This is a genomic window from Staphylococcus sp. Marseille-Q5304, assembly GCF_943737015.1.
Taxonomy (GTDB): domain Bacteria; phylum Bacillota; class Bacilli; order Staphylococcales; family Staphylococcaceae; genus Staphylococcus; species Staphylococcus hsinchuensis.
Map to the genome: position 1 here is coordinate 495,205 of NZ_CALSFP010000001.1, position 21,688 is coordinate 516,892.

Here is a 21,688-nt window from a genome sequence, read left to right on the forward strand (position 1 = left end):
AAATCACTAATTGACGCGTATAGTTGTGTCGTTTATATTTTCAATGTAAGCAAATTTAAAAATGAATAGAAGGTGTAAACATGTCTTACAAAGAAAGTTCATTTTTCAAAGATATTTTAGTGAATGAAGTTTTTTATGTAGCAGTAAAATCTAAAGAGCTCGTGCGAGTTGAACGTGATGGGAAAAACGTTGTTATAGCATGGTCAGACAAAACAATGGCAAAAACATATTTAGAACAAGAAGATGTGGACGTCGACAAGATTAAAAGACTAGATGTCGATCGCTTTGTGACGTATGAGCTAGATGATTTCTTCACAAAAGATGAAGAGATTTTAATGAATCCAACATCAAAAAATGACGGGGAATTTATTAATATTTATAAAGCGACAAATGAACTTATGTCAGATTTAGATAATGTTCGTGTGAAAGAGTTTGTCAAAGATGTAGCTAAAGATGATTTAGTATTTGGTTTAACTAACAAAAATCAAAACCAATTCATTATGATTAGCGATGAAACACATCAACGTCCACAAATTATGCCTGTTTGGAGTATTAAAAGTAGAGCTGAAAAAGTACGAAACGCAGACTTTGAAGAATGTGATTTAATAGAAGTTGAAGGCGAAGTTTTCGGTGAATGGCTTGATAACTTAAGAGATGATGATAAAGCAGTAGCCATTGATTTGAAACCAGGCGTTATTGGGACAGTAGTATCGGCGCAAAAGTTAGCTGATCAACTTACGTTTTAATAAAAAAGCGATTGTAATTTGAAGCTATAATTAAACAAAAAGAATTTGGGAATTTAGAAAAACCACCTTACAAGTTTCATTAATCTTGTGAGGTGGCTTTTTATATTAATTATTTAGATAGATGTATAGAGCCTAGTGCACCTGAGAATGCGCCATGTTCGATATAGTATGGTGTAAAACCGCGTAACACTGTATAATTTTCAACGACTTCACGTAATAATTGGTTGTTGCTAAAAGATGAACCGATATAGGCTACATTTTTCGTTTGATACTCTCTTGCTAATGTAATTGCCATCGTCGTAACAACTTCACCGACGACACCGATAACTGAGGCTAATTTATCTGCATCAGTGAAAGTTTTATCTAAATGATGTAATACATGTCCAAAGTTTGCGGCAGTTAAATCCCCAGAGATAGGTGGCTCACTACCTTGATATACATGTTTAACCTTTAAATCTATAATTTCACGATCGCCTTGTTGTGCGAGGTTCGTCAATTGTGTGTAATCATCAATTCCAGTTAATAAATAACCTAACCCTTGAATCATACCTCCACCAGTACCAACGCCGCCTACACGTTGCTGAGATTTACCATCTGTATAATGTAGTGATGTCCCTGTTCCTACATTTGCAAATATGTAATCAGTTAAATGATGACCTTGTTCGTTTAACAACATTTCTAACCCTTTTGATGATGCGTCAAACTCGACGTGAACATTGGATGCACAATCAAGTTTGCTACTAATTGAAGCGGCTTGCCCACCTGTTAAGTTAATATCTTCACATTGTTGTTGGTTCAACCAGTTGATAACTTTATCTATTTCAGTCGTAAGCATAGTTTCATACTGGCGTTCACCATTATGTTCTTTAACAATTTTAATAAGCGTTCCACCAGCATCGACACCAATTTTCATTTGATAGCCTCCTAGAATGATTTTACATTACATCTAATAATATAATAAAATAGAGAAAAATCAACACGAAATTGTAAAGGGAGCGATAGGTAAATGATTCAATTAAGTCCATTTATTAAAGTGAACGATGTAGAGGAAGCTGTTAATTTTTATAAAAATGCGTTTGGCGGGGAAATAAAGAAATTAAACGAAACGAATGGTCATTTATTACATGCTGAATTACATGTAAATGAAACAATCGTTATTCACATTTCAAGTACATATGGACGTGAATGGAGTAATGACAATACGAATGTGATTTTAACATTTGATAACTTAGATGAACAAAAGCAAACGTATGAAGCATTAAGTGAAGCGGGCGATCCACACATGCCACTTGAAAAAACTTTCTTTAATGCGATGCATGGACAAGTTAAAGATAAGTATGAAGTGAACTGGTTAATGAATTGCTTTTTAAATTAATGATGCTTAATAAATGGAATATTTATGATAACTTGGGGTATTGATAGATTATTAAATTAAACTAGGGGATTGACGATGTTGATAAAAAAACAATTCGAAGATATAACAGTTCAACCATATGAGGAAAATTTTAAAGAAGCGTTATTGGGATTTAAACTTAATGAACGTCAACAGATTTACTCTTCGTTGCCAAAAGATGTACTAGATGATGCATTAAATGATGAAAATAGAATTCCAAATGTTGCCTTAAACGACCAAGGGGAAGTTGTAGGTTTCTTTGTACTACATAAACATTATCAACATGAAGGTTATGAAACGCCTAATCATGTCGTGTATGTGCGTTCTTTATCTGTAAATGAAAAATACCAAGGTCATGGGTATGGAACAAAGATGATGATGTATTTACCTCAATATGTTCAAGCTTTGTTCCCAGATTTTAACCACCTTTATCTTGTCGTAGACGCTGAAAATACTGGTGCATGGAACGTTTATGAACGCGCAGGTTTTATGCATACGGCAACCAAGGAAGAGGGGCCATTAGGTAAAGAAAGACTTTACTACTTAGATTTAGATTCTAAATATGTATCGTCATTAAAGCTTATGCCCAATGAGGAAGCAACACCTTATGATATTTATATTATAGATTTGATTAAAGATAATGAAAAAGTTGGTTTTATCGCTGTAGAACAACATGAACAACGCATGAATATTTCAAAAGTAGAAGTAAATAAAGACCAGCGAAACAAAGGGATTGCTGAGAGCGCTTTAAGACAACTTTCGACTTATGTTAGAAAGCACTTTAAAGACGTTAATAAACTTTCAATTACATTATACGGTGAAAATAATGAATTAAAACCGTTATGTATGAATAGTAACTTCGTAGAAATCGATGCTGCCGATGACTTTGTCGTTTTTGAAAAATATATAAATTATTAATTGACATTGATAAATTGCACATTGTCATTTATAATTTAGATTTGTTATGATGACTTAAGATAAAAGATCTGAATGGGATAAATGCCATTGAAAGGAAGAATAGTTGATATGAAAATTCAAGATTATACAAAAGAAATGGTTGATGAAAAATCTTTTATTGATATGGCCTATACTTTGTTGCATGAAAAAGGCGATACAATGAATTTATATGATATTATTGATGAGTTTAAAGCTATTGGACATTATAATGATGATGAAATTGAAGATCGTATCGTACAGTTCTATACGGACTTAAATACAGATGGTCGTTTCTTAAACGTTGGTGAGAATATTTGGGGATTACGCGACTGGTATTCAGTTGACGATATTGAAGAGAAGATTGCACCAACAATTCAGAAGTTTGATATTCTTGATGACGAAGACGAGGAAGATAAGAACTTAAAGTTACTTGGTGAAGATGATAATGATGAAGATGATGATATACCTAAAGTTACAGAAGACCAAGAAACTTTAAATGACCCGGAAGATCCAGAAGAAAACAAAGTGGATCAAGTCGAAGAGGAAATTGATGAATCAGATATCGTTATCGATGAAGATGACGAAGAGGACGAAGACGATCTTGAAGAAGATGATTATGAAGAGGAAGAAGAAGATTCTAAGCAAGAATAAATCATAAAATAAATATAATCATTTAATTGACTTTTCTTGTGAAAGTGATAGAATTTTATTCGGGCTCCTTTAATTAGGACGACGTGTATAAAACATATACGCTCCCCCTTACTATGATGTGAGAGGGAGCGATTTTTTTATTTTATAACAAAAAACATTGGTAAATATGTATGTATTTTATAAATTATTGAAAAGCACCTAGCGTCAATTTTTTCGATATGCATTTCATTATTCAAAATGCGTTTGTAAAAGCGTTTGGGTTTTAGAGTAAATGTTAATTTTCAGTTTAAAAGAAATTCCAATCATGATTATAGTAATAGTTTAACTTTTTGTTTTTATTTATAGGAGGCATATTATGACAAAATTTATTTTTGTAACAGGTGGGGTTGTATCTTCCTTAGGAAAAGGTATTACTGCTGCATCTTTAGGTAGATTATTAAAAGATAGAGGATTAAAGGTAACTATTCAAAAGTTCGACCCTTATTTAAATGTTGACCCGGGAACGATGAGCCCCTACCAACATGGTGAGGTATTCGTAACCGATGATGGTGCAGAAACAGACTTAGATTTAGGACATTATGAAAGATTTATCGACATTAATTTGAACAAATATTCAAACGTAACAGCGGGTAAAGTTTATTCACACGTGTTGAAAAAAGAACGTCGTGGCGATTATCTAGGTGGTACAGTTCAAGTTATCCCTCATATCACAAATGAAATTAAAGAACGTTTATTACTTGCTGGTGAGAGTACAAACGCTGATGTGGTTATTACTGAAATCGGTGGAACTACAGGTGACATTGAATCATTACCATTTATCGAGGCGATTAGACAGATACGTAGCGATTTAGGGCGCGACAATGTGATGTACTTACACTGTACGTTATTACCATATATTAAAGCTGCTGGTGAAATGAAGACGAAACCAACACAACACAGTGTGAAAGAGCTACGTGGTTTAGGTATTCAACCAGATCTCATCGTTGTGCGTACAGAGTATGAAATGACTGCCGATTTAAAAGATAAGATTGCTTTATTCTGTGACATTAATAAAGAGAGCGTTATTGAATGTCGTGACGCTGAATCATTATATGAAATTCCATTACAATTAAGTAAACAAGATATGGATGATATTGTTATCGAAAGACTAGCGTTAAATCCGAAGTACGATACACAATTAGATGATTGGGAAAACTTATTAGATACAGTAAACAATTTAGATGGCACGATTAAGATAGGATTAGTAGGTAAATATGTAAGCCTACAAGATGCTTATTTATCAGTTGTTGAATCGTTAAAGCATGCGGGTTATCCATTCAAAAAAGATGTTGAAGTTAAATGGATTGATTCGAGTGAAGTAACAGATGATAATGTTGCTGAATATTTAGCAGATGTTGATGGCGTTTTAGTGCCTGGTGGCTTTGGTTTCCGTGCAAGTGAAGGGAAAATATCAGCGATAAAATATGCACGTGAAAATAATGTGCCATTCTTTGGTATTTGTCTAGGCATGCAACTAGCGACAGTTGAGTACGCAAGAAATGTACTTGGTTTAGAAAATGCCCACTCAGCAGAATTAGACCCAAATACGCCTTACCCAATTATTGACTTATTGCCAGAGCAGAAAGATATTGAAGATTTAGGCGGGACTTTAAGATTAGGTCTTTATCCATGTCATATTAAAGAAGATACTTTAGCTTATAACATCTACAACAAATTAGATATTGAAGAAAGACACCGCCATCGTTATGAATTCAATAATGAATATAGAGAAAAGTTAGAATCTAATGGAATGGTCTTTTCAGGAACAAGTCCGGATGGCCGATTAGTGGAAATGATTGAAATACCTAAAAATGATTTCTTTGTGGCATGTCAATTCCATCCTGAATTTTTATCAAGACCGCAACGACCTCAACCAATCTTTAAAGCATTCGTTGAAGCGGCAATGAACAAACAAAAATAGTTATTTTGAATTAATTAGATTTGAAATACTAGCTTATAATAAAAACGATGATTTCTACTGAGAAATGTAGAAATCATCGTTTTTTGTTTTTCAAAATAAATAAGAGGTTAGTTCAATATACACGTGTATTACAAATCTAAATCTCGAATCATCTCTACCATTTGTGTGTAGATTTCGTAATAAATATAATGAAAAGCGATAGGGTGTGGTTCCACTACTTTATCGTAATCTTCTGTAAATACGATAGGTCTTGGTGAACTTAAGTTGACGAAGTGGAATAAGTGATCCGGAAATTCAATATTTTTAGGTTTATTACATATGAGAACAAAATCAGTGTCTTCTTTAATTAAAGCATTAACATCTTCTTCTACCTGCTCAGTGTAAAATGGTGCAAATAATAATACACGATCAGTCGTGTCTAATTGGTGGAAATCAGATAATGTTTCAAGTGCTTTACTAGATTTTAGTTGTTCTTTGCTGTTGAGTATATAAGATTCATAAAACTTTAAATCGTCATAACCTTTAATATAAACATGACCTTCACCGCCGATAGCCTGAATCAGACATTGACTCGCCATTTGAACATCTATACTTTGATCTTCTATACGGTTAAAAATACCGGTTAATTGAGTAGTTAATATTTTCGACATCGTTTACCTCCATTCCTACATTTATCTATTGTAAAAAACGTACGTGTCGATTGCAATATTATGCATGTTTCTGAAATAAAGATAAAGACAACAGTAAAATTAAAAACGCTTTCAAAGATACTGAATAATGCAAAAAGTTTATTAATTTGGTATAATGATTTTGTAAAATTATGTGCATAATGCACCAAGGAGGAACTTTCATGCCTTTAGTTTCAATGAAAGAAATGTTAATAGATGCAAAAGAAAACGGTTATGCAGTTGGTCAATATAACTTAAATAACCTAGAATTTACACAAGCAATTTTAGAAGCTTCACAAGAAGAAAATGCGCCAGTTATCTTAGGTGTATCAGAAGGTGCTGCTCGTTACATGGGTGGTTTCTACACAGTTGTTAAAATGGTTGAAGGATTAATGCATGATAAAGAAATCACTATTCCAGTTGCAATCCACTTAGACCATGGTTCTAGTTTCGAAAAATGTAAAGAAGCAATCGACGCTGGATTCACTTCAGTTATGATTGATGCTTCTCATGAACCATTTGAAGACAATATTGAAATCACTTCAAAAGTGGTAGAATATGCACATGCAAACGGTGTTTCAGTTGAGGCTGAATTAGGTACAGTTGGTGGACAAGAAGATGACGTCGTTGCAGATGGTGTAATTTACGCTGATCCAAAAGAATGTCAAGAACTTGTTGAAAGAACAGGAATCGATACATTAGCACCTGCATTAGGTTCAGTACATGGACCATATAAAGGCGAACCTAAATTAGGATTTAAAGAAATGGAAGAAATTGGTGCATCAACTGGTTTACCACTTGTATTACATGGTGGAACTGGTATCCCAACGAAAGATATTCAAAGAGCTATTCCATACGGTACAGCTAAAATTAACGTAAACACTGAAAATCAAATTGCTTCAGCAAAAGCAGTACGTGAAACATTAAATAAAGATCAAGATATGTACGATCCTCGTAAATATTTAGGTCCTGCACGTGAAGCGATTAAAGCAACAGTTATTGGAAAAATTAAAGAATTTGGTACTTCAAACCAAGCAAAATAAATTTCAAACTTTAAATCAAACCGATGTTATCTATTATATAAAGATGACATCGGTTTTTTATTTTATAGGTAGTCTTTATTCAAAATTATACTTACAAAATTTATACATTAGTGGATGGTTTATTTTATAAATTTCAATATTTTATACTAATCACTATTTAAATTTTTAAACTCTGATGTATTACATAAATGTTGTATGGAAAAAACATAAATTTATGATTTAATTTATGCTCCATTGGGAAAAGTAAGTAGATAAATATATCAATTTACATAAAGCTTTATATTGATCGTTACAAAACAAAATACCATATGTTTTACAAAGCGAATCGATATAATTTATAATTCATACGTATTATAAAATAGAAAATCGAATGATAGGTAAAGGAGAACAAAACGAATGGTTCAAGAAGTGATTAAAATTAGAGGTGGTCAAACACTTAACGGTAATGTGGATATCCATGGGGCAAAGAATAGTGCAGTAGCAATTATTCCAGCAACAATTTTAGCAGAAGAACAAGTGACTATTGATGGGTTACCACAAATTTCAGATGTAGAAACTTTAGTAAGTCTATTAGGTGATTTGAATATTAAAACTGATTTAGATGGAACAACGCTTAATGTGGATCCAACTCAAATTGAAAATACTTCATTGCCTAATAATAAAGTAGAATCATTGCGTGCATCTTATTATATGATGGGCGCATTGTTAGGTCGATTTAAGAAATGTGTGATTGGCCTTCCAGGTGGCTGTCAATTAGGACCAAGACCAATTGATCAACATATCAAAGGTTTCAAAGCATTGGGTGCCACAATTGATGAATCAAGTGACTCTTCAATGAAAATTGAAGCAGAAAAGTTAACAGGCGCTAACATTTATTTAGATATTGTAAGTGTTGGTGCAACGATTAACATCATGTTAGCTGCAGTTCGCGCTGAAGGACAAACTAAATTAGAAAATGCAGCAAAAGAACCTGAAGTGGTAGACGTTGCTAACTTCTTATCTAGTTTAGGTGCCGATATTAAAGGTGCAGGAACATCAACAATTAAGATTAATGGCGTTGATCGTTTACATGGTTCTAGACACCAAGTTATTCCTGATCGTATAGAAGTAGGAACTTATATGTGTATTGCTGCAGCAAGTGGCGAACAAATGCGAATCAATAATATTATACCTACGCACGTAGAATCACTAATCGTTAAACTAAAAGAACTCGGTGTAGATTTAGAAGTCGGAGAAGACTATGCTGTAATAAATAAAAGTGATGCGTTCAACAGTGTTGACATCAAAACGCTAGTTTATCCTGGCTTTGCTACAGACTTACAACAACCGATTACACCATTATTATTCAAAGCAGATGGTGTTTCATTTGTAACAGATACAATCTATCCTGCACGTTTCAAACACGTGGATGAATTAAAAAATATGGGTGCAAATATTGAGGCTGATCAAGGCACTGCAACAGTTAAACCTTCTACACTAACAGGTACTGATGTGTATGCAAGTGACTTACGTGCTGGTGCATGCTTAATTGTCGCTGGATTACTAGCTGAAGGCGTAACGACGATTCATAACGTTAAATATATCCATAGAGGCTATGCAAATATTGTTGACACATTAAATGGATTAGGCGCAGATATTTGGACAGAAGAAATTTAAAATCTATGGTATAATAAGTATACTCTAGTTAAGATACATGTATCTTAAAAATTATAGTGATATGAGGTGATTACCATGGAGGTTTGCCCTTATCTAGAAAAGACCTTTAAAATTTTAGGGAGAAGTTGGAACGGTCTTATCATAAATTATTTATCTAGATGTACAGAAAGATCTGCGCATTTTTCAGATATGAAACGTGATTTAAAAACAATAACGCCACGTGCACTTAGTCTCAAGTTGACTGAACTTAGTGAATGGGGACTCGTTGAAAAGAAGATTATTTCTAAAAGTCCATTGAACATTTCGTATCAATTAACTGACAAAGGTTATGCATTAGCTGAGGCGCTCGTTCCAATTGAAGACTGGGCACACGATCATTTGGATTTGGAAGAAAACTAAATATATTGTTTTATTGTAAGGTAGGCCATATTAGTACTTTGTTATGGTCTGCCTCTTTTGTATTGGAACTTAATATTCAGCTCATAGATGAGATGGATTTTTTTCATTAACTATATGTTGAAACACTGCAAATACAGTCATGTAAAGGGATTCACAATGTTTGCATGAGCAGAAAAGTTTAAATATAAAATTGATAGGTTAGAATAAAAGTAACGATATAGACAAAAGGAGTGAATGTACGATGAGAAATTTCACTAAACAATATATTGATGGTGAATGGGTAGAAAGCGCTAGTGGAGAAACTTTAGATGTTATCAACCCAGCTACCGAAGAAGTGGCAGGCACAATTGCTAAAGGTAACGAAGACGATGTAAATAAAGCTGTAGAAGCTGCAGATAGAGTTTATGTAGAGTTTAGAAATACAAGTGTCAAAGAAAGACAAGATTTACTAGATAAGATTGTTAAAGAATATGAGAATAGAAAGCAAGATATTATAGAAGCAATTACAGATGAGTTAGGTGCACCATTGTCAGTTTCTGAAAATGTCCACTATCAAATGGGCTTAAATCATTTCACAGCTGCAAGAGATGCTTTAAATGACATGGAATTTGAAGAAAGACGTGGAGACGATTTAGTAGTTAAAGAAGCAATCGGTGTAGCAGGACTTGTTACGCCTTGGAACTTCCCTACGAACCAAACTTCATTAAAACTAGCAGCTGCATTTGCAGCAGGTAGTCCAGTAGTATTAAAACCTTCAGAAGAAACACCATTTGCAGCTATTATTTTAGCTGAAATCTTTGACAAAGTAGGCGTACCTAAAGGTGTGTTTAACCTAGTAAATGGTGACGGCGCTGGAGTAGGAAATCCATTAAGTGAACATCCTAAAGTTAGAATGATGTCATTCACTGGTTCAGGCCCTACAGGATCAAAAATCATGCAAAAAGCTGCTGAAGATTTCAAAAAAGTATCACTTGAATTAGGTGGTAAATCACCTTATGTTATTTTAGATGATGCAGATGTTGAAGAAGCAGCAAAAGCAGCTACAAGTAAAGTTGTAAACAATACGGGGCAAGTTTGTACAGCAGGTACGAGAACATTAGTACCTGAAAGCATGAAACAAGATTTCTTAACAGCAGTTAAAGAACAATTTAGTAAAGTTAAAGTTGGAGACCCTCGTGAAGAAGGCACAGAAGTTGGTCCTATTATTAGTAAAAAACAATATGACCAAGTTCAATCATATATTGATAAAGGTGTAGAAGAAGGTGCCGAATTATTCTTCGGTGGCCCTGGTAAACCTGAAGGATTAGATAAAGGTTATTTCGCTCGCCCAACAATCTTTAATAACGTTGAAAATAGCATGACTATTGCTCAAGAAGAAATATTTGGTCCAGTAATGTCTATCATCACATACAATGATGTGGATGAAGCTATTAAGATTGCTAACGATACTAAATATGGACTAGCAGGTTATGTATTCGGTAAAGATAAAGAAACATTGCATAAAGTTGCACGTTCTATCGAAGCTGGAACAGTAGAAATTAACGAAGCAGGACGTAAACCAGACTTACCATTCGGTGGTTATAAACAATCTGGTCTAGGTCGTGAATGGGGCGATTACGGAATCGAGGGATTCTTAGAAATCAAATCAATCGCTGGTTATTACAAATAATAAAAGAGAAGGGGTAGCACCCTTCTTTTTTATGCATTAATTTATCTAGTCAAAAAAATTAATTTATGGTATATTTTTAATGCAAATATTTTAATATTATATTTGTATTAATAGAAATAAGATATTTATTTCTGTTGAATTTTTTTAATAAATACATCGCTATAATATAGCGGTGTTTTTTTATCGGAGGTGGACTAGACAAAAACGGATTATAGAGCAATATTTATTTAACCATCAATAAATAAATGTGGAAAAACAATAAATTCATACATGCAATGAAAGTATTATATTGCATTATTTATAAACTGAATCTTTATAAGAGGAGTGTCTCAATGGAACATATAGATGAGGAAGAATATAGGCAGATTACTGAAACAATATTACTCGCAGGACGAATTTTGCTAGAATCTGGCGCTGAAACGAGTCGTGTTGAAGAGACGATCTTTTCGATGGCTAGAAATTTTGGTTATTATCATTGCGAAGCTTATGTTATAAGTAACATTATTAATGTTTCATTAGAAGAAGGTAGAGCACCTAAGATTGTACGTATTCAAGCGAACACAACAGATTTAAGAAAAATATATGAAGTTAATCTCGTAGTAAAAAGAATCATCCACCAAGAAATTGATACGTTCGAAGCGGAGAAAATATTGAAAAAAATTGACGAAAAGACCCCAATGTATAGTTTCATATATAAAGTCTTATTAGCCGGGTTGATTTCATTTTGTTTCCTTTATTTACAAGGTGGAGAATGGATAAACACGCCAAGTGCAGTAATCGCTGGAATGGCAGGTTTCGCTATTGCAGAAGGAATAAAAACGAAAACTTTAGTACTCTTCATCCCTGACTTTATAGGCGCCATTGCTATCGGTGTATTGGTTACATTAGGACATGCGCTTACCCCAGATTCGAAATTTACTCCAGTACTAGTTGCAGGTATTATGCCAATCGTACCCGGTGTGTTAATTACTTCAGCGATACAAGATTTATTCAGTCGTCACATGTTAACTTTTACAGCAAAATTATTACAAGCAATCGTGATCAGTTTCGCTATCGGGTCAGGACTTGCTGTATCATTACTATTTAAATAGAGGAGGCTAGTTGCAATGACATTACTTTTACATATTGTATTAAGTTTTTTAACGTCATTTGCTTTCAGCTTTATATACAACAGCCCTAAACGTACATTCGTTTACTCAGGTCTTGCTGGTTGTTGTGGTTATATGGCTTCGTACTTAGTAGAAACGTATTTTGGTATAGACAGTATTTATTCAAAATTCATTGGAAGTTTAGCACTTGGTTGTGTGAGTCAAATCTTGGCGCGTAAGTTCAAGGTGCCTGTTATATCATTCTTAGTAACAGGTTTAATACCATTAGTGCCAGGTAGTATTATTTCACGCGCAACACAAAAGTTAATCCAACTCAATTTTGGAACTGCTACTCCAATTTTTATTGAAGGTATGTTAATTGCAAGTTCAATCGCTTTAGGTTTATTAATTTCAAACCAAATTGCGAAAATGCTAGGTTTCAACCAAGTTACTAAGGAAGATTATTACCCAAACTAATATACTTTTACGATATTATGACACAATGACTTTTTAGAAAAAGTATTCATAAATATTTATAAAAAGAAGCGATGAGGCTGGGACAAGAATAGTTGTCTCAGCTTCTTTGTTAACTAGTAGGACTATGAAATCTCAATTAGAAAATTCGATTTCTGTCTCACTTCCATCGTTTTTTTAATTCTAAAACATTACCTTTTTAAACTGGTATTACGTGAAGAATCGATAGGGTACATTAAAAATTAAATAAAAGTAAAATTTTGATATATTCCTCATTTAAAATTAAAGAACGATATAAATATGTAATTATTAGCATGTGTATCTATTTTACTCGAATCTGAAAAGTATAATGCTTACAGAAATACATTTTGTATTTAAATAGAAAATTTGCTATAGTTAGAAAAGTAAATAACGGACATAGCTCGTTATTTAAATACTTATTTATGAAATGGGTGCAATTTAATGCCTGAAAAAGAACGAACATCACCTCAATACGAATCGTTCCACGAGTTATATAAAAATTACACTACAAAAGAGCTCACTCAAAAAGCTAAATCTCTTAAACTTTCAAATTACAGTAAACTTAATAAAAAAGAACTTGTATTAGCTATCATGGAAGCACAAATGGAAAAAGATGGTAACTATTACATGGAAGGTATTTTAGATGATATCCAACAAGATGGATATGGCTTTTTAAGAACTGTAAATTATTCTAAAGGTGAAAAAGATATTTACATTTCGGCTAGCCAAATTCGTCGTTTTGAAATTAAACGCGGTGACAAAGTAACTGGTAAAGTAAGAAAGCCGAAAGATAATGAAAAGTATTATGGTTTACTACAAGTTGACTTTGTAAATGATGAAAATGCAGAAGAAGTAAAAAAACGCCCGCATTTCCAAGCGTTAACACCGTTATATCCTGAAGAACGTATTATGTTAGAAACATCTTCAAACAGTTACTCTACACGTATCATGGATTTAATTACGCCTATTGGTCTGGGGCAAAGAGGTTTGATTGTCGCACCGCCTAAAGCAGGTAAAACATCGTTATTAAAAGAAATTGCCAATGCAATTGCGACAAATAAACCCGATGCGGAGTTATTTATTCTATTGGTAGGAGAACGACCAGAAGAAGTAACTGACATAGAACGCTCCGTAGAATCAGCAGAAGTTGTACATTCAACATTTGATGAACCGCCACAACACCATGTTAAAGTGGCTGAGTTATTACTAGAACGTGCCAAACGATTAGTTGAAATTGGTAAAGATGTCATTATTTTAATGGATTCTATTACACGTTTAGCACGTGCATACAATCTCGTCATCCCACCAAGTGGTCGTACACTATCAGGTGGTTTGGATCCAGCGTCATTACATAAGCCTAAAGCATTTTTCGGTGCTGCCCGAAATATCGAAGCAGGTGGAAGTATGACTATCCTTGCTACGGCATTAGTAGATACAGGATCACGTATGGATGATATGATTTACGAAGAATTTAAAGGAACAGGAAATATGGAGTTACATCTCGATCGAAAACTTGCAGAGCGTCGCATATTCCCTGCCATCGACATAGGTCGCAGTTCTACAAGAAAAGAAGAACTATTAATATCTAAGAAAGAACTTGAATCGTTATGGCAGTTACGTAACATTTTCACTGATTCTATTGATTTCACTGAGCGTTTTGTACGTAAATTGAAACGTACTGACAATAACAAACAATTCTTTGAACAATTACAGAAGTCTGCAGAAGAAAGCACGAAGACAGGAAAGCCTATAATTTAAATTCATACCTATTGACATGTGACTAAGAAGTTTGAAATAGGGTTGCTTTTTAAAATTATAGCCTTTATAATTGGTTAGTATTGAGTAAAGCACTCACAAAATAACTCTGTTCCAGATGGTTCAGGGCAAAGGAGCTGAAAATAATGAAACAAAATATTCATCCCGAATACCACACAGTAATCTTTTTAGATACAACTACAGATTACAAATTCTTAAGTGGTTCAACTAAAACATCATCAGAAACTATGGAATGGGAAGATGGCAACGAATACCCAGTAATTCGTTTAGACGTATCTTCAGATTCACACCCATTCTACACAGGTCGTCAAAAATTCGCTGCTGCGGATGGTCGAGTGGAACGTTTCAACAAGAAATTCGGTTACAAATCAAAAAACAACTAATTTGTTGTATTCAAAAAGCATTCTCAATCAATGGGAATGCTTTTTTTATGATGCATATAACGTAAAATGTAAATGATTGCTACATTTTAAATTTATACATAAAACATCAAGATATCTGTGAAAATCTCGTATTTCGATTTTAAAATATGATATAATGAATCGATTATGTTTTGAAAAAGGTGGAACGTATCATGTATGAGACACATCATTCCGGGTGGATTGAATGTATTACGGGTAGTATGTTTAGTGGGAAATCTGAAGAACTGATTCGTCGATTGAGACGTGGATTATACGCTAAGCAAAAAGTGGTCGTATTTAAACCAGCAATCGATGACCGCTATCATAAAGATAAGATTGTTTCTCATGATGGCAATGAAATAGAAGCAATCAATATTTCATCAGCGGCCGAAATTATGAAACACGATTTATCAGATGTTGATGTTATCGGTATAGATGAAGTACAATTTTTTGAAAAAAATGTAGTACATATCATAGAACAATTAGCTAAAAAAGGACATCGTGTGATTACAGCAGGATTGGACATGGATTTTCGTGGTGAGCCTTTTGAACCTATTCCAGAGTTATTGGCAGTTAGTGAAGAAGTCATTAAATTACGTGCTGTCTGTGCAGTTTGTGGTGCTTCCGCAAGTCGTACGCAAAGGTTGATAGACGGTCATCCCGCCAAAGTTGATGACCCGGTAATCTTAGTAGGTGCAAATGAAAAGTATGAACCAAGGTGTCGCGCGCACCATATCGTTACACCAAGTGATAATGATAAGGAGGAAATGTAGTGTTTGATCAATTAGATATAGTAGAAGAAAGATATGAACAATTAAATGAGATGTTAAGTGACCCTGAAGTTGTCAATGATCCAGATAATTTACGTAAATATTCTAAAGAACAAGCTGATTTACAAAAAACAGTAGAGGTTTATAGAGAGTATAAACAAGTTAAGGAAGATTTATCAGACATTGACGAAATGATAAGAGAAACTAAAGACAAAGACGAGTTAGATATGCTCAAAGAAGAAAGTCAATCTTTAAATAGTCGTGTGCCTGGTTTAGAAGAGGAATTAAAAATGTTATTAATTCCTAAAGATCCTAACGATGATAAAAACGTTATCGTAGAAATTCGTGCAGCAGCTGGTGGTGACGAAGCGGCTATTTTTGCTGGTGATTTATTTAGAATGTATTCACGTTACGCAGAATCTCAAAATTATAAAACAGATATCGTAGAAGTTGCTGAAAGTGACCATGGAGGTTACAAAGAAATCAGTTTCTCTGTTTCAGGTGAAGATGCATTTAGTAAATTAAAATATGAAAATGGGGCGCACCGTGTACAACGTGTACCGGAAACGGAATCAGGTGGTCGTATCCATACTTCTACAGCTACTGTTGCCGTTTTACCTGAAGTTGAAGATGTTGAAATCGAAATACGTAACGAAGATATTAAAATCGATACGTACCGTTCAAGTGGTGCAGGTGGTCAGCACGTCAATACAACAGACTCAGCAGTACGTATTACCCATTTACCAACAGGTATTATTGCAACATCTTCTGAAAAATCACAAATTCAAAACCGTGAAAAAGCAATGAAAGTTTTAAAAGCCCGTTTGTATGACATGAAATTGCAAGAAGAACAACAAAAATATGCTGCTCAACGTAAGTCTGCAGTAGGTTCTGGTGACAGATCAGAACGTATTAGAACATACAATTACCCACAAAGTCGTGTAACAGATCATCGTATCGGTTTAACTTTACAGAAATTAGACCAAATCATCGAAGGTAAATTAGACGAAATCATTGATGCATTAACGGTTTCCGAACAAACTGAGAAATTGAAAGAATTAAACAATGCTGAACTATAAATCATTGTTAGGTCAGGCTCAACAGCAGTGCCTTCATAAAGGATTTGAAAAAAGTCGAGCAGAGTGGTTAATGCTCGACTTATTTCATTGGAATAAAACCGATTTGCTTTTGCATTTAAATGATGAAGTGACGGCTGAACATTTGAAACTTTATGAAAAAGCAACTGAAAGAATGCTAACTGGGGAACCGATACAATATATCGTCGGACACCAAACTTTCTATGGAGAAACATTTAAAGTTAATCAACATTGCCTCATTCCAAGGCCTGAAACTGAAGAAGTTATGTTACATTTCTTTCATCAACTTAAACATGAAGATCAAGTGGTAGATATAGGTACGGGTAGTGGTAACATTCCTATTATGCTTAAAAAATTAGACCCCACTTTGAAAGTATATGCGACTGATTTATATTCAGAACCATTAGAGATTGCAAAAGATAATGCCAAAAAACATAATACTGAAATCAACTTTCTACAAGGAGATACATTAACACCGTTATTCGAGCAAGGGCTCAAATTTAATGGTTTAATTTCAAATCCACCATATATTGATAATGAAGAAGCAAAAATGATGGAAGAAACTGTGCTTAAATACGAACCGCACCATGCATTATTTGCTGAATCACATGGTTACCAAATTTATGATCAAATATTAAGCCAACTACCAAAGGTATTATTGCCCCATGCAAAAGTTGTGTTTGAAATTGGATTCAAACAAGGAGAACAGTTAAAACAGATGATTTATGAGCGATATCCTCATTTGGAAGTGAATTTAATAAAGGATATCAATGGTAATAATCGAATTATTTCATTTGAATGGATATAAGAGTTATGCAACTTTAGTTAATTTAGAGTGCATAACTTTTTATTTTATTTTAAAATAATTATTAAATTGAAAGGATGTGAGTAAATGGATACTAAAGTTTGGGACGTTCGTGATTATCAGCAGAACTTAAATCAATATGAAAATTTAGATGAAATCAAATTAACGTTTGAACGTGGTGGTCTCGTTGCTTTGCCCACAGAAACGGTTTATGGCTTAGGTGCTGACGCTAGAAATTCATTAGCTGTTGAAAAAATATATAAAGCAAAAGGACGCCCATCGGATAATCCGCTTATTGTACATATTCATCATCGCAGACAGTTGGAAGACTTTACTGAACCAATAAACGATAAAGTTGAACTGTTAATGGAACAATTATGGCCAGGGCCAATTTCGTTTATTGTGCCATTGAAACGTGGGTTTTTATGTGAGCGAGTAAGTGGAGGATTATCTTCTATTGCAGTAAGAATGCCAAGTCATTCGATAGGAAGACAATTACTTCAATATGTCGATATGCCCATCGCAGCTCCAAGTGCTAATTTAAGTGGAAAACCCTCCCCAACCACATTTCAACATGTATATAAAGATTTAAATGGCAGGGTAGAAGGTATAGTGAATGGTGATCAAAGTGAAGAAGGGCTTGAGAGTACAGTGTTAGATTGTACGCAGTATCCTTTTAGAATTGCACGACCAGGTGCAATTACGAAATCTATGATTGAAAAGATAATTCCTGATTGCGTAGATGACCAAGAAATATTAGATAGTGAAAAACCGATCGCACCAGGAATGAAGTATAAGCATTATGCACCTGAAACGCCATTGACAATTATCAATTCATTTGAAGGTTTGGAAAATGCAAAAGATACATGGAACAATAGTGCCTTTATTGTCCCTGATGACAAACAAAGTCTTGTACCTAAGCAAGCTCAACTTATTTCTTTATGCCAAAATGAAGAAGATATAAAAACTGCTAATCACAATCTATATCACATTCTACACGACTTAGATACAAATGAGGCCATCCAAGATGCTTACATTTATGGCTTTGAAAAAAGAGACGATACGATGGCAATTATGAATCGAATGGAAAAAGCAGCAGATCATCATATAGGTAAAGGAGACAATGTATGAAAGTAATTTTTGTTTGTACAGGAAATACTTGTCGCAGTCCAATGGCAGAAAGTATGGCACGTGAGAAAATGCCGCAACATAAATTTGAATCACGAGGCATATATGCAATGGAAGGCCAACCAACCTCTTCACATACAATAGAAGTGTTAAACGCTTATCAATTACCTAAACCTACAAATAGTCAACCGTTTAAACAAGAAGACTTATCAGCGGATCTTATACTGACAATGTCAACCGCTCATAAAGAAATGTTGCTCAGTATGTCTCAAAGTGCACACAATATTTATACTTTAAATGAATATGTCGAAGAACCTTATGAAGTTGCTGATCCATTTGGTGGCACAAAAGAGGCATATGAAACAATATATAAGCAATTAGATGACTTACTGAATAAATTGAAAATTAAATTAGCACAGCGTTAATTTTGTGAAATCAGTATAAGTGTATCTTTAAATGCGTTATAATGAATGCGTGTAGCAAATTTGTTATTACATGAATTGTGTCGCATAAAGCCAATGACAGATGTCATAAAGTGATGTCAAAAAGTGGAGGTGGGAAATATGAAAGAGTTAAAGTTATTGCTTGAATCCTTAAAAGCGCAGTCATTTTTTAAACCACAAGAATTATGTGTAATAGGTTGTTCAACTTCTGAAATTATAGGTGAGAAAATAGGTACGGTAGGTTCAATGGATGTAGCCCAAGAGATTTTCACTGAACTTAAAGAAATCGAACAACAAACCGGCGTATCATTTGTATTTCAAGGTTGTGAGCACATCAATAGAGCGATAACAATTGAAAAATCTCATTTCAACCCTCTTACTATGGAACAAGTTGATGTCGTACCAGATGTGCATGCGGGCGGTAGTTTAGCCACATATGCATATCAACATATGGAAGACCCTATTGTTGTAGAACATATCAAAGTACATAAAGGTATCGATATCGGACAGACACTTATCGGCATGCATCTGCATCATGTAGCTGTCCCTGTGCGCACAGATGTAAAGCAAATTGGCCAAGCAGTTGTTACTATTGCTACTTCCAGACCTAAGAAAATAGGTGGCGAAAGAGCAAAATATAATTAATACAGAAACGAGGAATTCCAATGTCATTTATTGAAAAGCAAGATAAAGAAATTTATGAAGTGATTCAAAATGAATTCAACCGTCAAAATAATAATATCGAACTGATTGCTTCTGAAAACTTTGTATCAGAAGCGGTAATGGAAGCACAAGGTTCAGTATTAACAAACAAATATGCGGAAGGTTATCCAGGTAGAAGATATTATGGAGGCTGTGAATACGTAGACGTTTCTGAAACATTAGCAATTGAAAGAGCTAAGAAATTGTTCGGTGCTGATCATGCTAACGTACAACCACATTCAGGTTCTCAAGCAAATATGGCTGTTTATTTAGTCGCTTTAGAACATGGAGATACAGTGTTAGGTATGAACTTAAGTCATGGTGGACATTTAACACATGGTGCCCCAGTTAACTTTAGTGGTAAATCATATAATTTCGTTGAATATGGTGTAGATAAAGAAACTGAAAAAATCGACTACGATGAAGTATTAAAAGTAGCAAAAGAACATAAACCTAAACTAATTGTTGCCGGTGCTTCAGCTTATTCACGTACAATTGATTTTAAACGTTTCAAAGAAATCGCAGACGAAGTAGGGGCTAAATTAATGGTCGACATGGCACACATTGCAGGATTAGTAGCAGCTGGCTTACATCCAAACCCAGTGCCTCATGCAGACTTTGTTACAACAACTACGCATAAAACTTTACGCGGCCCACGTGGTGGAATGATTTTATGTAAAGAAGAATATAAAAAAGAAATCAATAAAACGATTTTCCCAGGTATCCAAGGTGGACCTTTAGAACATGTTATTGCAGGTAAAGCTGTTGCATTTGGTGAAGCTTTACAAGACGACTTTAAGACATATCAACAACAAGTTATTAAAAATGCTAAAACATTAGCTGATACTTTAACTAAAGAAGGTTTCAAAGTTGTATCTGGCGGTACAGACAACCATTTAGTCTCATTAAATGTAAAGGGTTCAGTTGGTATCACAGGAAAAGTTGCTGAAGAAACATTAGATTCTGTAGGAATTACATGTAATAAAAACACAATTCCATTCGATCAAGAAAAACCATTTGTAACAAGTGGTGTACGTTTAGGAACACCTGCAGCAACAACTCGTGGTTTTGACGAAGCTGCATTTGAAGAAGTTGCTAAAATCATCAGCTTAGTTCTTAAAAACCCAGAAGACGAAAAAGCTTTAAATGAAGGTAAAGAACGCGTTAAAGCCCTAACGACGAAGCATCCTTTATATAAGTAAATAGGAGGAAAGAACAATGGGAAAAGTACATGTTTTTGATCATCCACTTATTCAACACAAATTGAGTTACATTCGTGATGTCCATACAGGTACGAAAGAATTTAGAGAATTAGTAGATGAAGTCGGAATGTTGATGGCGTACGAAGTGACACGTGATTTGGAGTTACAAGATGTGGAGATTGAGACACCTGTTACTAAAATGACTGCTAAGAGATTAACAGGTAAGAAACTCGCTTTTGTTCCTATTTTGAGAGCAGGTTTAGGCATGACACAAGGAATTTTGACATTAGTACCTGCTGCAAGAATTGGTCATGTAGGGCTTTACAGAGACCCTGAAACATTAGAGGCAGTGGAGTACTTTGTAAAGTTACCTCAGGACATTGGAGAACGTGAAATTATTGTTGTAGACCCAATGTTAGCAACTGGTGCATCTGCTATTGAAGCAATTCATTCATTGAAAAAGCGTGGAGCAAAAAATATTCGTTTCATGTGTTTAATAGCTGCACCAGAAGGTGTTGAAAAACTTCAAAACGCACATGAAGATGTTGATATCTTTATAGCGGCGTTAGATGAGAAGTTAGACGATCATGCATATATTACACCTGGATTAGGTGATGCAGGAGATCGCTTATTCGGTACGAAATAGTATTTCTTGGAGTG

General features: G+C 34.3%; 23 protein-coding genes. 21 read left to right on the top strand and 2 right to left on the bottom strand.

Going from position 1 to position 21,688, the window contains the following annotated elements; all coding sequences use genetic code 11:
- The first annotated feature begins 80 nt into the window (after positions 1 to 80).
- Positions 81 to 746, top strand: a complete 666-nt coding sequence (locus NGI30_RS02410; RefSeq protein ID WP_251518192.1) for a DUF2750 domain-containing protein — start codon at positions 81 to 83, stop codon at positions 744 to 746.
- A gap of 109 nt (positions 747 to 855) precedes the next feature.
- Here NGI30_RS02410 and coaW read toward each other — a convergent pair whose 3' ends face one another.
- Positions 856 to 1,659: a type II pantothenate kinase gene (gene coaW, locus NGI30_RS02415; protein ID WP_251942626.1), complete on the bottom strand. Its 804-nt coding sequence runs from the start codon at positions 1,657 to 1,659 to the stop codon at positions 856 to 858.
- Positions 1,660 to 1,752: 93 nt separating this feature from the next.
- On the opposite strand from coaW, the gene NGI30_RS02420 reads away from it, so the two are divergent.
- From NGI30_RS02420 to pyrG, 4 genes are all read left to right on the top strand, one after another.
- A complete protein-coding gene (locus tag NGI30_RS02420) occupies positions 1,753 to 2,121 on the top strand; it encodes a VOC family protein (protein ID WP_251518195.1) in 369 nt (122 codons plus the stop codon).
- A gap of 75 nt (positions 2,122 to 2,196) precedes the next feature.
- The gene (locus NGI30_RS02425; RefSeq protein ID WP_251518197.1) at positions 2,197 to 3,057 is read left to right on the top strand and encodes a GNAT family N-acetyltransferase; all 861 of its coding nucleotides are present in this window, start codon (positions 2,197 to 2,199) and stop codon (positions 3,055 to 3,057) included.
- A gap of 108 nt (positions 3,058 to 3,165) precedes the next feature.
- Entirely contained in the window at positions 3,166 to 3,726 is a 561-nt protein-coding gene (gene rpoE / locus NGI30_RS02430) for a DNA-directed RNA polymerase subunit delta (protein WP_251518209.1), read from the top strand.
- 355 nt (positions 3,727 to 4,081) lie between these two features.
- Entirely contained in the window at positions 4,082 to 5,686 is a 1,605-nt protein-coding gene (pyrG, locus tag NGI30_RS02435) for a CTP synthase (protein WP_251518232.1), read from the top strand.
- Positions 5,687 to 5,814: 128 nt separating this feature from the next.
- Here pyrG and NGI30_RS02440 read toward each other — a convergent pair whose 3' ends face one another.
- The gene (locus NGI30_RS02440; protein WP_251518233.1) at positions 5,815 to 6,336 is read right to left on the bottom strand and encodes a DUF2529 family protein; all 522 of its coding nucleotides are present in this window, start codon (positions 6,334 to 6,336) and stop codon (positions 5,815 to 5,817) included.
- Positions 6,337 to 6,536: 200 nt separating this feature from the next.
- On the opposite strand from NGI30_RS02440, the gene fdaB reads away from it, so the two are divergent.
- From fdaB to upp, 16 genes are all read left to right on the top strand, one after another.
- Positions 6,537 to 7,397 (top strand): class IIb fructose-bisphosphate aldolase FdaB, encoded by an 861-nt coding sequence (gene fdaB, locus NGI30_RS02445; protein ID WP_251518234.1) that lies wholly within the window; start codon positions 6,537 to 6,539, stop codon positions 7,395 to 7,397.
- 396 nt (positions 7,398 to 7,793) lie between these two features.
- Positions 7,794 to 9,053 (top strand): UDP-N-acetylglucosamine 1-carboxyvinyltransferase, encoded by a 1,260-nt coding sequence (gene murA, locus NGI30_RS02450; protein ID WP_251518235.1) that lies wholly within the window; start codon positions 7,794 to 7,796, stop codon positions 9,051 to 9,053.
- A gap of 75 nt (positions 9,054 to 9,128) precedes the next feature.
- Positions 9,129 to 9,452 (top strand): winged helix-turn-helix transcriptional regulator, encoded by a 324-nt coding sequence (locus NGI30_RS02455; RefSeq protein WP_251518236.1) that lies wholly within the window; start codon positions 9,129 to 9,131, stop codon positions 9,450 to 9,452.
- A 241-nt stretch (positions 9,453 to 9,693) separates the two neighbouring features.
- Entirely contained in the window at positions 9,694 to 11,121 is a 1,428-nt protein-coding gene (locus NGI30_RS02460; protein ID WP_251942628.1) for an aldehyde dehydrogenase family protein, read from the top strand.
- Between the two features lie 332 nt (positions 11,122 to 11,453).
- On the top strand, positions 11,454 to 12,212 hold the full coding sequence (locus NGI30_RS02465; RefSeq protein WP_251942631.1) for a threonine/serine exporter family protein: 759 nt from the start codon (positions 11,454 to 11,456) through the stop codon (positions 12,210 to 12,212).
- Between the two features lie 15 nt (positions 12,213 to 12,227).
- Positions 12,228 to 12,686 (top strand): threonine/serine exporter family protein, encoded by a 459-nt coding sequence (locus NGI30_RS02470; RefSeq protein WP_251518239.1) that lies wholly within the window; start codon positions 12,228 to 12,230, stop codon positions 12,684 to 12,686.
- 459 nt (positions 12,687 to 13,145) lie between these two features.
- A complete protein-coding gene (gene rho / locus NGI30_RS02475; RefSeq protein ID WP_251518240.1) occupies positions 13,146 to 14,462 on the top strand; it encodes a transcription termination factor Rho in 1,317 nt (438 codons plus the stop codon).
- Positions 14,463 to 14,605: 143 nt separating this feature from the next.
- Positions 14,606 to 14,863: a type B 50S ribosomal protein L31 gene (locus NGI30_RS02480; protein WP_251518241.1), complete on the top strand. Its 258-nt coding sequence runs from the start codon at positions 14,606 to 14,608 to the stop codon at positions 14,861 to 14,863.
- A 191-nt stretch (positions 14,864 to 15,054) separates the two neighbouring features.
- Positions 15,055 to 15,654 carry a thymidine kinase gene (locus tag NGI30_RS02485; protein ID WP_251518242.1) on the top strand — a complete coding sequence of 200 codons (600 nt, stop codon included), beginning with the start codon at positions 15,055 to 15,057 and terminating at the stop codon, positions 15,652 to 15,654.
- Positions 15,654 to 16,730 carry a peptide chain release factor 1 gene (gene prfA, locus NGI30_RS02490; protein WP_251518243.1) on the top strand — a complete coding sequence of 359 codons (1,077 nt, stop codon included), beginning with the start codon at positions 15,654 to 15,656 and terminating at the stop codon, positions 16,728 to 16,730. Before NGI30_RS02485 ends, prfA begins: the two co-directional genes overlap by 1 nt.
- Positions 16,717 to 17,556, top strand: coding sequence for a peptide chain release factor N(5)-glutamine methyltransferase (gene prmC / locus NGI30_RS02495; RefSeq protein ID WP_251518244.1), 840 nt, complete (start codon positions 16,717 to 16,719; stop codon positions 17,554 to 17,556). Before prfA ends, prmC begins: the two co-directional genes overlap by 14 nt.
- A gap of 84 nt (positions 17,557 to 17,640) precedes the next feature.
- Positions 17,641 to 18,684 (top strand): L-threonylcarbamoyladenylate synthase, encoded by a 1,044-nt coding sequence (locus NGI30_RS02500; protein ID WP_251518245.1) that lies wholly within the window; start codon positions 17,641 to 17,643, stop codon positions 18,682 to 18,684.
- Positions 18,681 to 19,106, top strand: coding sequence for a low molecular weight protein arginine phosphatase (locus tag NGI30_RS02505; protein WP_251518246.1), 426 nt, complete (start codon positions 18,681 to 18,683; stop codon positions 19,104 to 19,106). Before NGI30_RS02500 ends, NGI30_RS02505 begins: the two co-directional genes overlap by 4 nt.
- A 138-nt stretch (positions 19,107 to 19,244) precedes the next feature.
- On the top strand, positions 19,245 to 19,769 hold the full coding sequence (locus NGI30_RS02510; RefSeq protein WP_251518247.1) for a TIGR01440 family protein: 525 nt from the start codon (positions 19,245 to 19,247) through the stop codon (positions 19,767 to 19,769).
- A 20-nt stretch (positions 19,770 to 19,789) separates the two neighbouring features.
- A complete protein-coding gene (gene glyA, locus NGI30_RS02515) occupies positions 19,790 to 21,028 on the top strand; it encodes a serine hydroxymethyltransferase (protein WP_251518248.1) in 1,239 nt (412 codons plus the stop codon).
- A 16-nt stretch (positions 21,029 to 21,044) separates the two neighbouring features.
- Positions 21,045 to 21,674: a uracil phosphoribosyltransferase gene (gene upp, locus NGI30_RS02520; protein WP_251518249.1), complete on the top strand. Its 630-nt coding sequence runs from the start codon at positions 21,045 to 21,047 to the stop codon at positions 21,672 to 21,674.
- The last annotated feature ends 14 nt before the right edge of the window (positions 21,675 to 21,688 follow it).

Bases quoted from the DNA above. Each gene is read 5' to 3' on its own strand.
- fdaB (WP_251518234.1), top strand. From the start codon at position 6,537: ATGCCTTTAGTTTCAATGAAAGAAATGTTAATAGATGCAAAAGAAAAC.
- NGI30_RS02500 (WP_251518245.1), top strand. From the start codon at position 17,641: ATGGATACTAAAGTTTGGGACGTTCGTGATTATCAGCAGAACTTAAAT.
- prmC (WP_251518244.1), top strand. From the start codon at position 16,717: ATGCTGAACTATAAATCATTGTTAGGTCAGGCTCAACAGCAGTGCCTT.
- NGI30_RS02420 (WP_251518195.1), top strand. From the start codon at position 1,753: ATGATTCAATTAAGTCCATTTATTAAAGTGAACGATGTAGAGGAAGCT.
- NGI30_RS02470 (WP_251518239.1), top strand. From the start codon at position 12,228: ATGACATTACTTTTACATATTGTATTAAGTTTTTTAACGTCATTTGCT.
- NGI30_RS02480 (WP_251518241.1), top strand. From the start codon at position 14,606: ATGAAACAAAATATTCATCCCGAATACCACACAGTAATCTTTTTAGAT.
- NGI30_RS02425 (WP_251518197.1), top strand. From the start codon at position 2,197: ATGTTGATAAAAAAACAATTCGAAGATATAACAGTTCAACCATATGAG.
- NGI30_RS02505 (WP_251518246.1), top strand. From the start codon at position 18,681: ATGAAAGTAATTTTTGTTTGTACAGGAAATACTTGTCGCAGTCCAATG.
- coaW (WP_251942626.1), bottom strand. From the start codon at position 1,659: ATGAAAATTGGTGTCGATGCTGGTGGAACGCTTATTAAAATTGTTAAA.
- NGI30_RS02510 (WP_251518247.1), top strand. From the start codon at position 19,245: ATGAAAGAGTTAAAGTTATTGCTTGAATCCTTAAAAGCGCAGTCATTT.
- upp (WP_251518249.1), top strand. From the start codon at position 21,045: ATGGGAAAAGTACATGTTTTTGATCATCCACTTATTCAACACAAATTG.
- NGI30_RS02460 (WP_251942628.1), top strand. From the start codon at position 9,694: ATGAGAAATTTCACTAAACAATATATTGATGGTGAATGGGTAGAAAGC.
- NGI30_RS02410 (WP_251518192.1), top strand. From the start codon at position 81: ATGTCTTACAAAGAAAGTTCATTTTTCAAAGATATTTTAGTGAATGAA.
- pyrG (WP_251518232.1), top strand. From the start codon at position 4,082: ATGACAAAATTTATTTTTGTAACAGGTGGGGTTGTATCTTCCTTAGGA.
- murA (WP_251518235.1), top strand. From the start codon at position 7,794: ATGGTTCAAGAAGTGATTAAAATTAGAGGTGGTCAAACACTTAACGGT.
- NGI30_RS02485 (WP_251518242.1), top strand. From the start codon at position 15,055: ATGTATGAGACACATCATTCCGGGTGGATTGAATGTATTACGGGTAGT.
- NGI30_RS02455 (WP_251518236.1), top strand. From the start codon at position 9,129: ATGGAGGTTTGCCCTTATCTAGAAAAGACCTTTAAAATTTTAGGGAGA.
- NGI30_RS02440 (WP_251518233.1), bottom strand. From the start codon at position 6,336: ATGTCGAAAATATTAACTACTCAATTAACCGGTATTTTTAACCGTATA.
- NGI30_RS02465 (WP_251942631.1), top strand. From the start codon at position 11,454: ATGGAACATATAGATGAGGAAGAATATAGGCAGATTACTGAAACAATA.
- rpoE (WP_251518209.1), top strand. From the start codon at position 3,166: ATGAAAATTCAAGATTATACAAAAGAAATGGTTGATGAAAAATCTTTT.
- glyA (WP_251518248.1), top strand. From the start codon at position 19,790: ATGTCATTTATTGAAAAGCAAGATAAAGAAATTTATGAAGTGATTCAA.
- rho (WP_251518240.1), top strand. From the start codon at position 13,146: ATGCCTGAAAAAGAACGAACATCACCTCAATACGAATCGTTCCACGAG.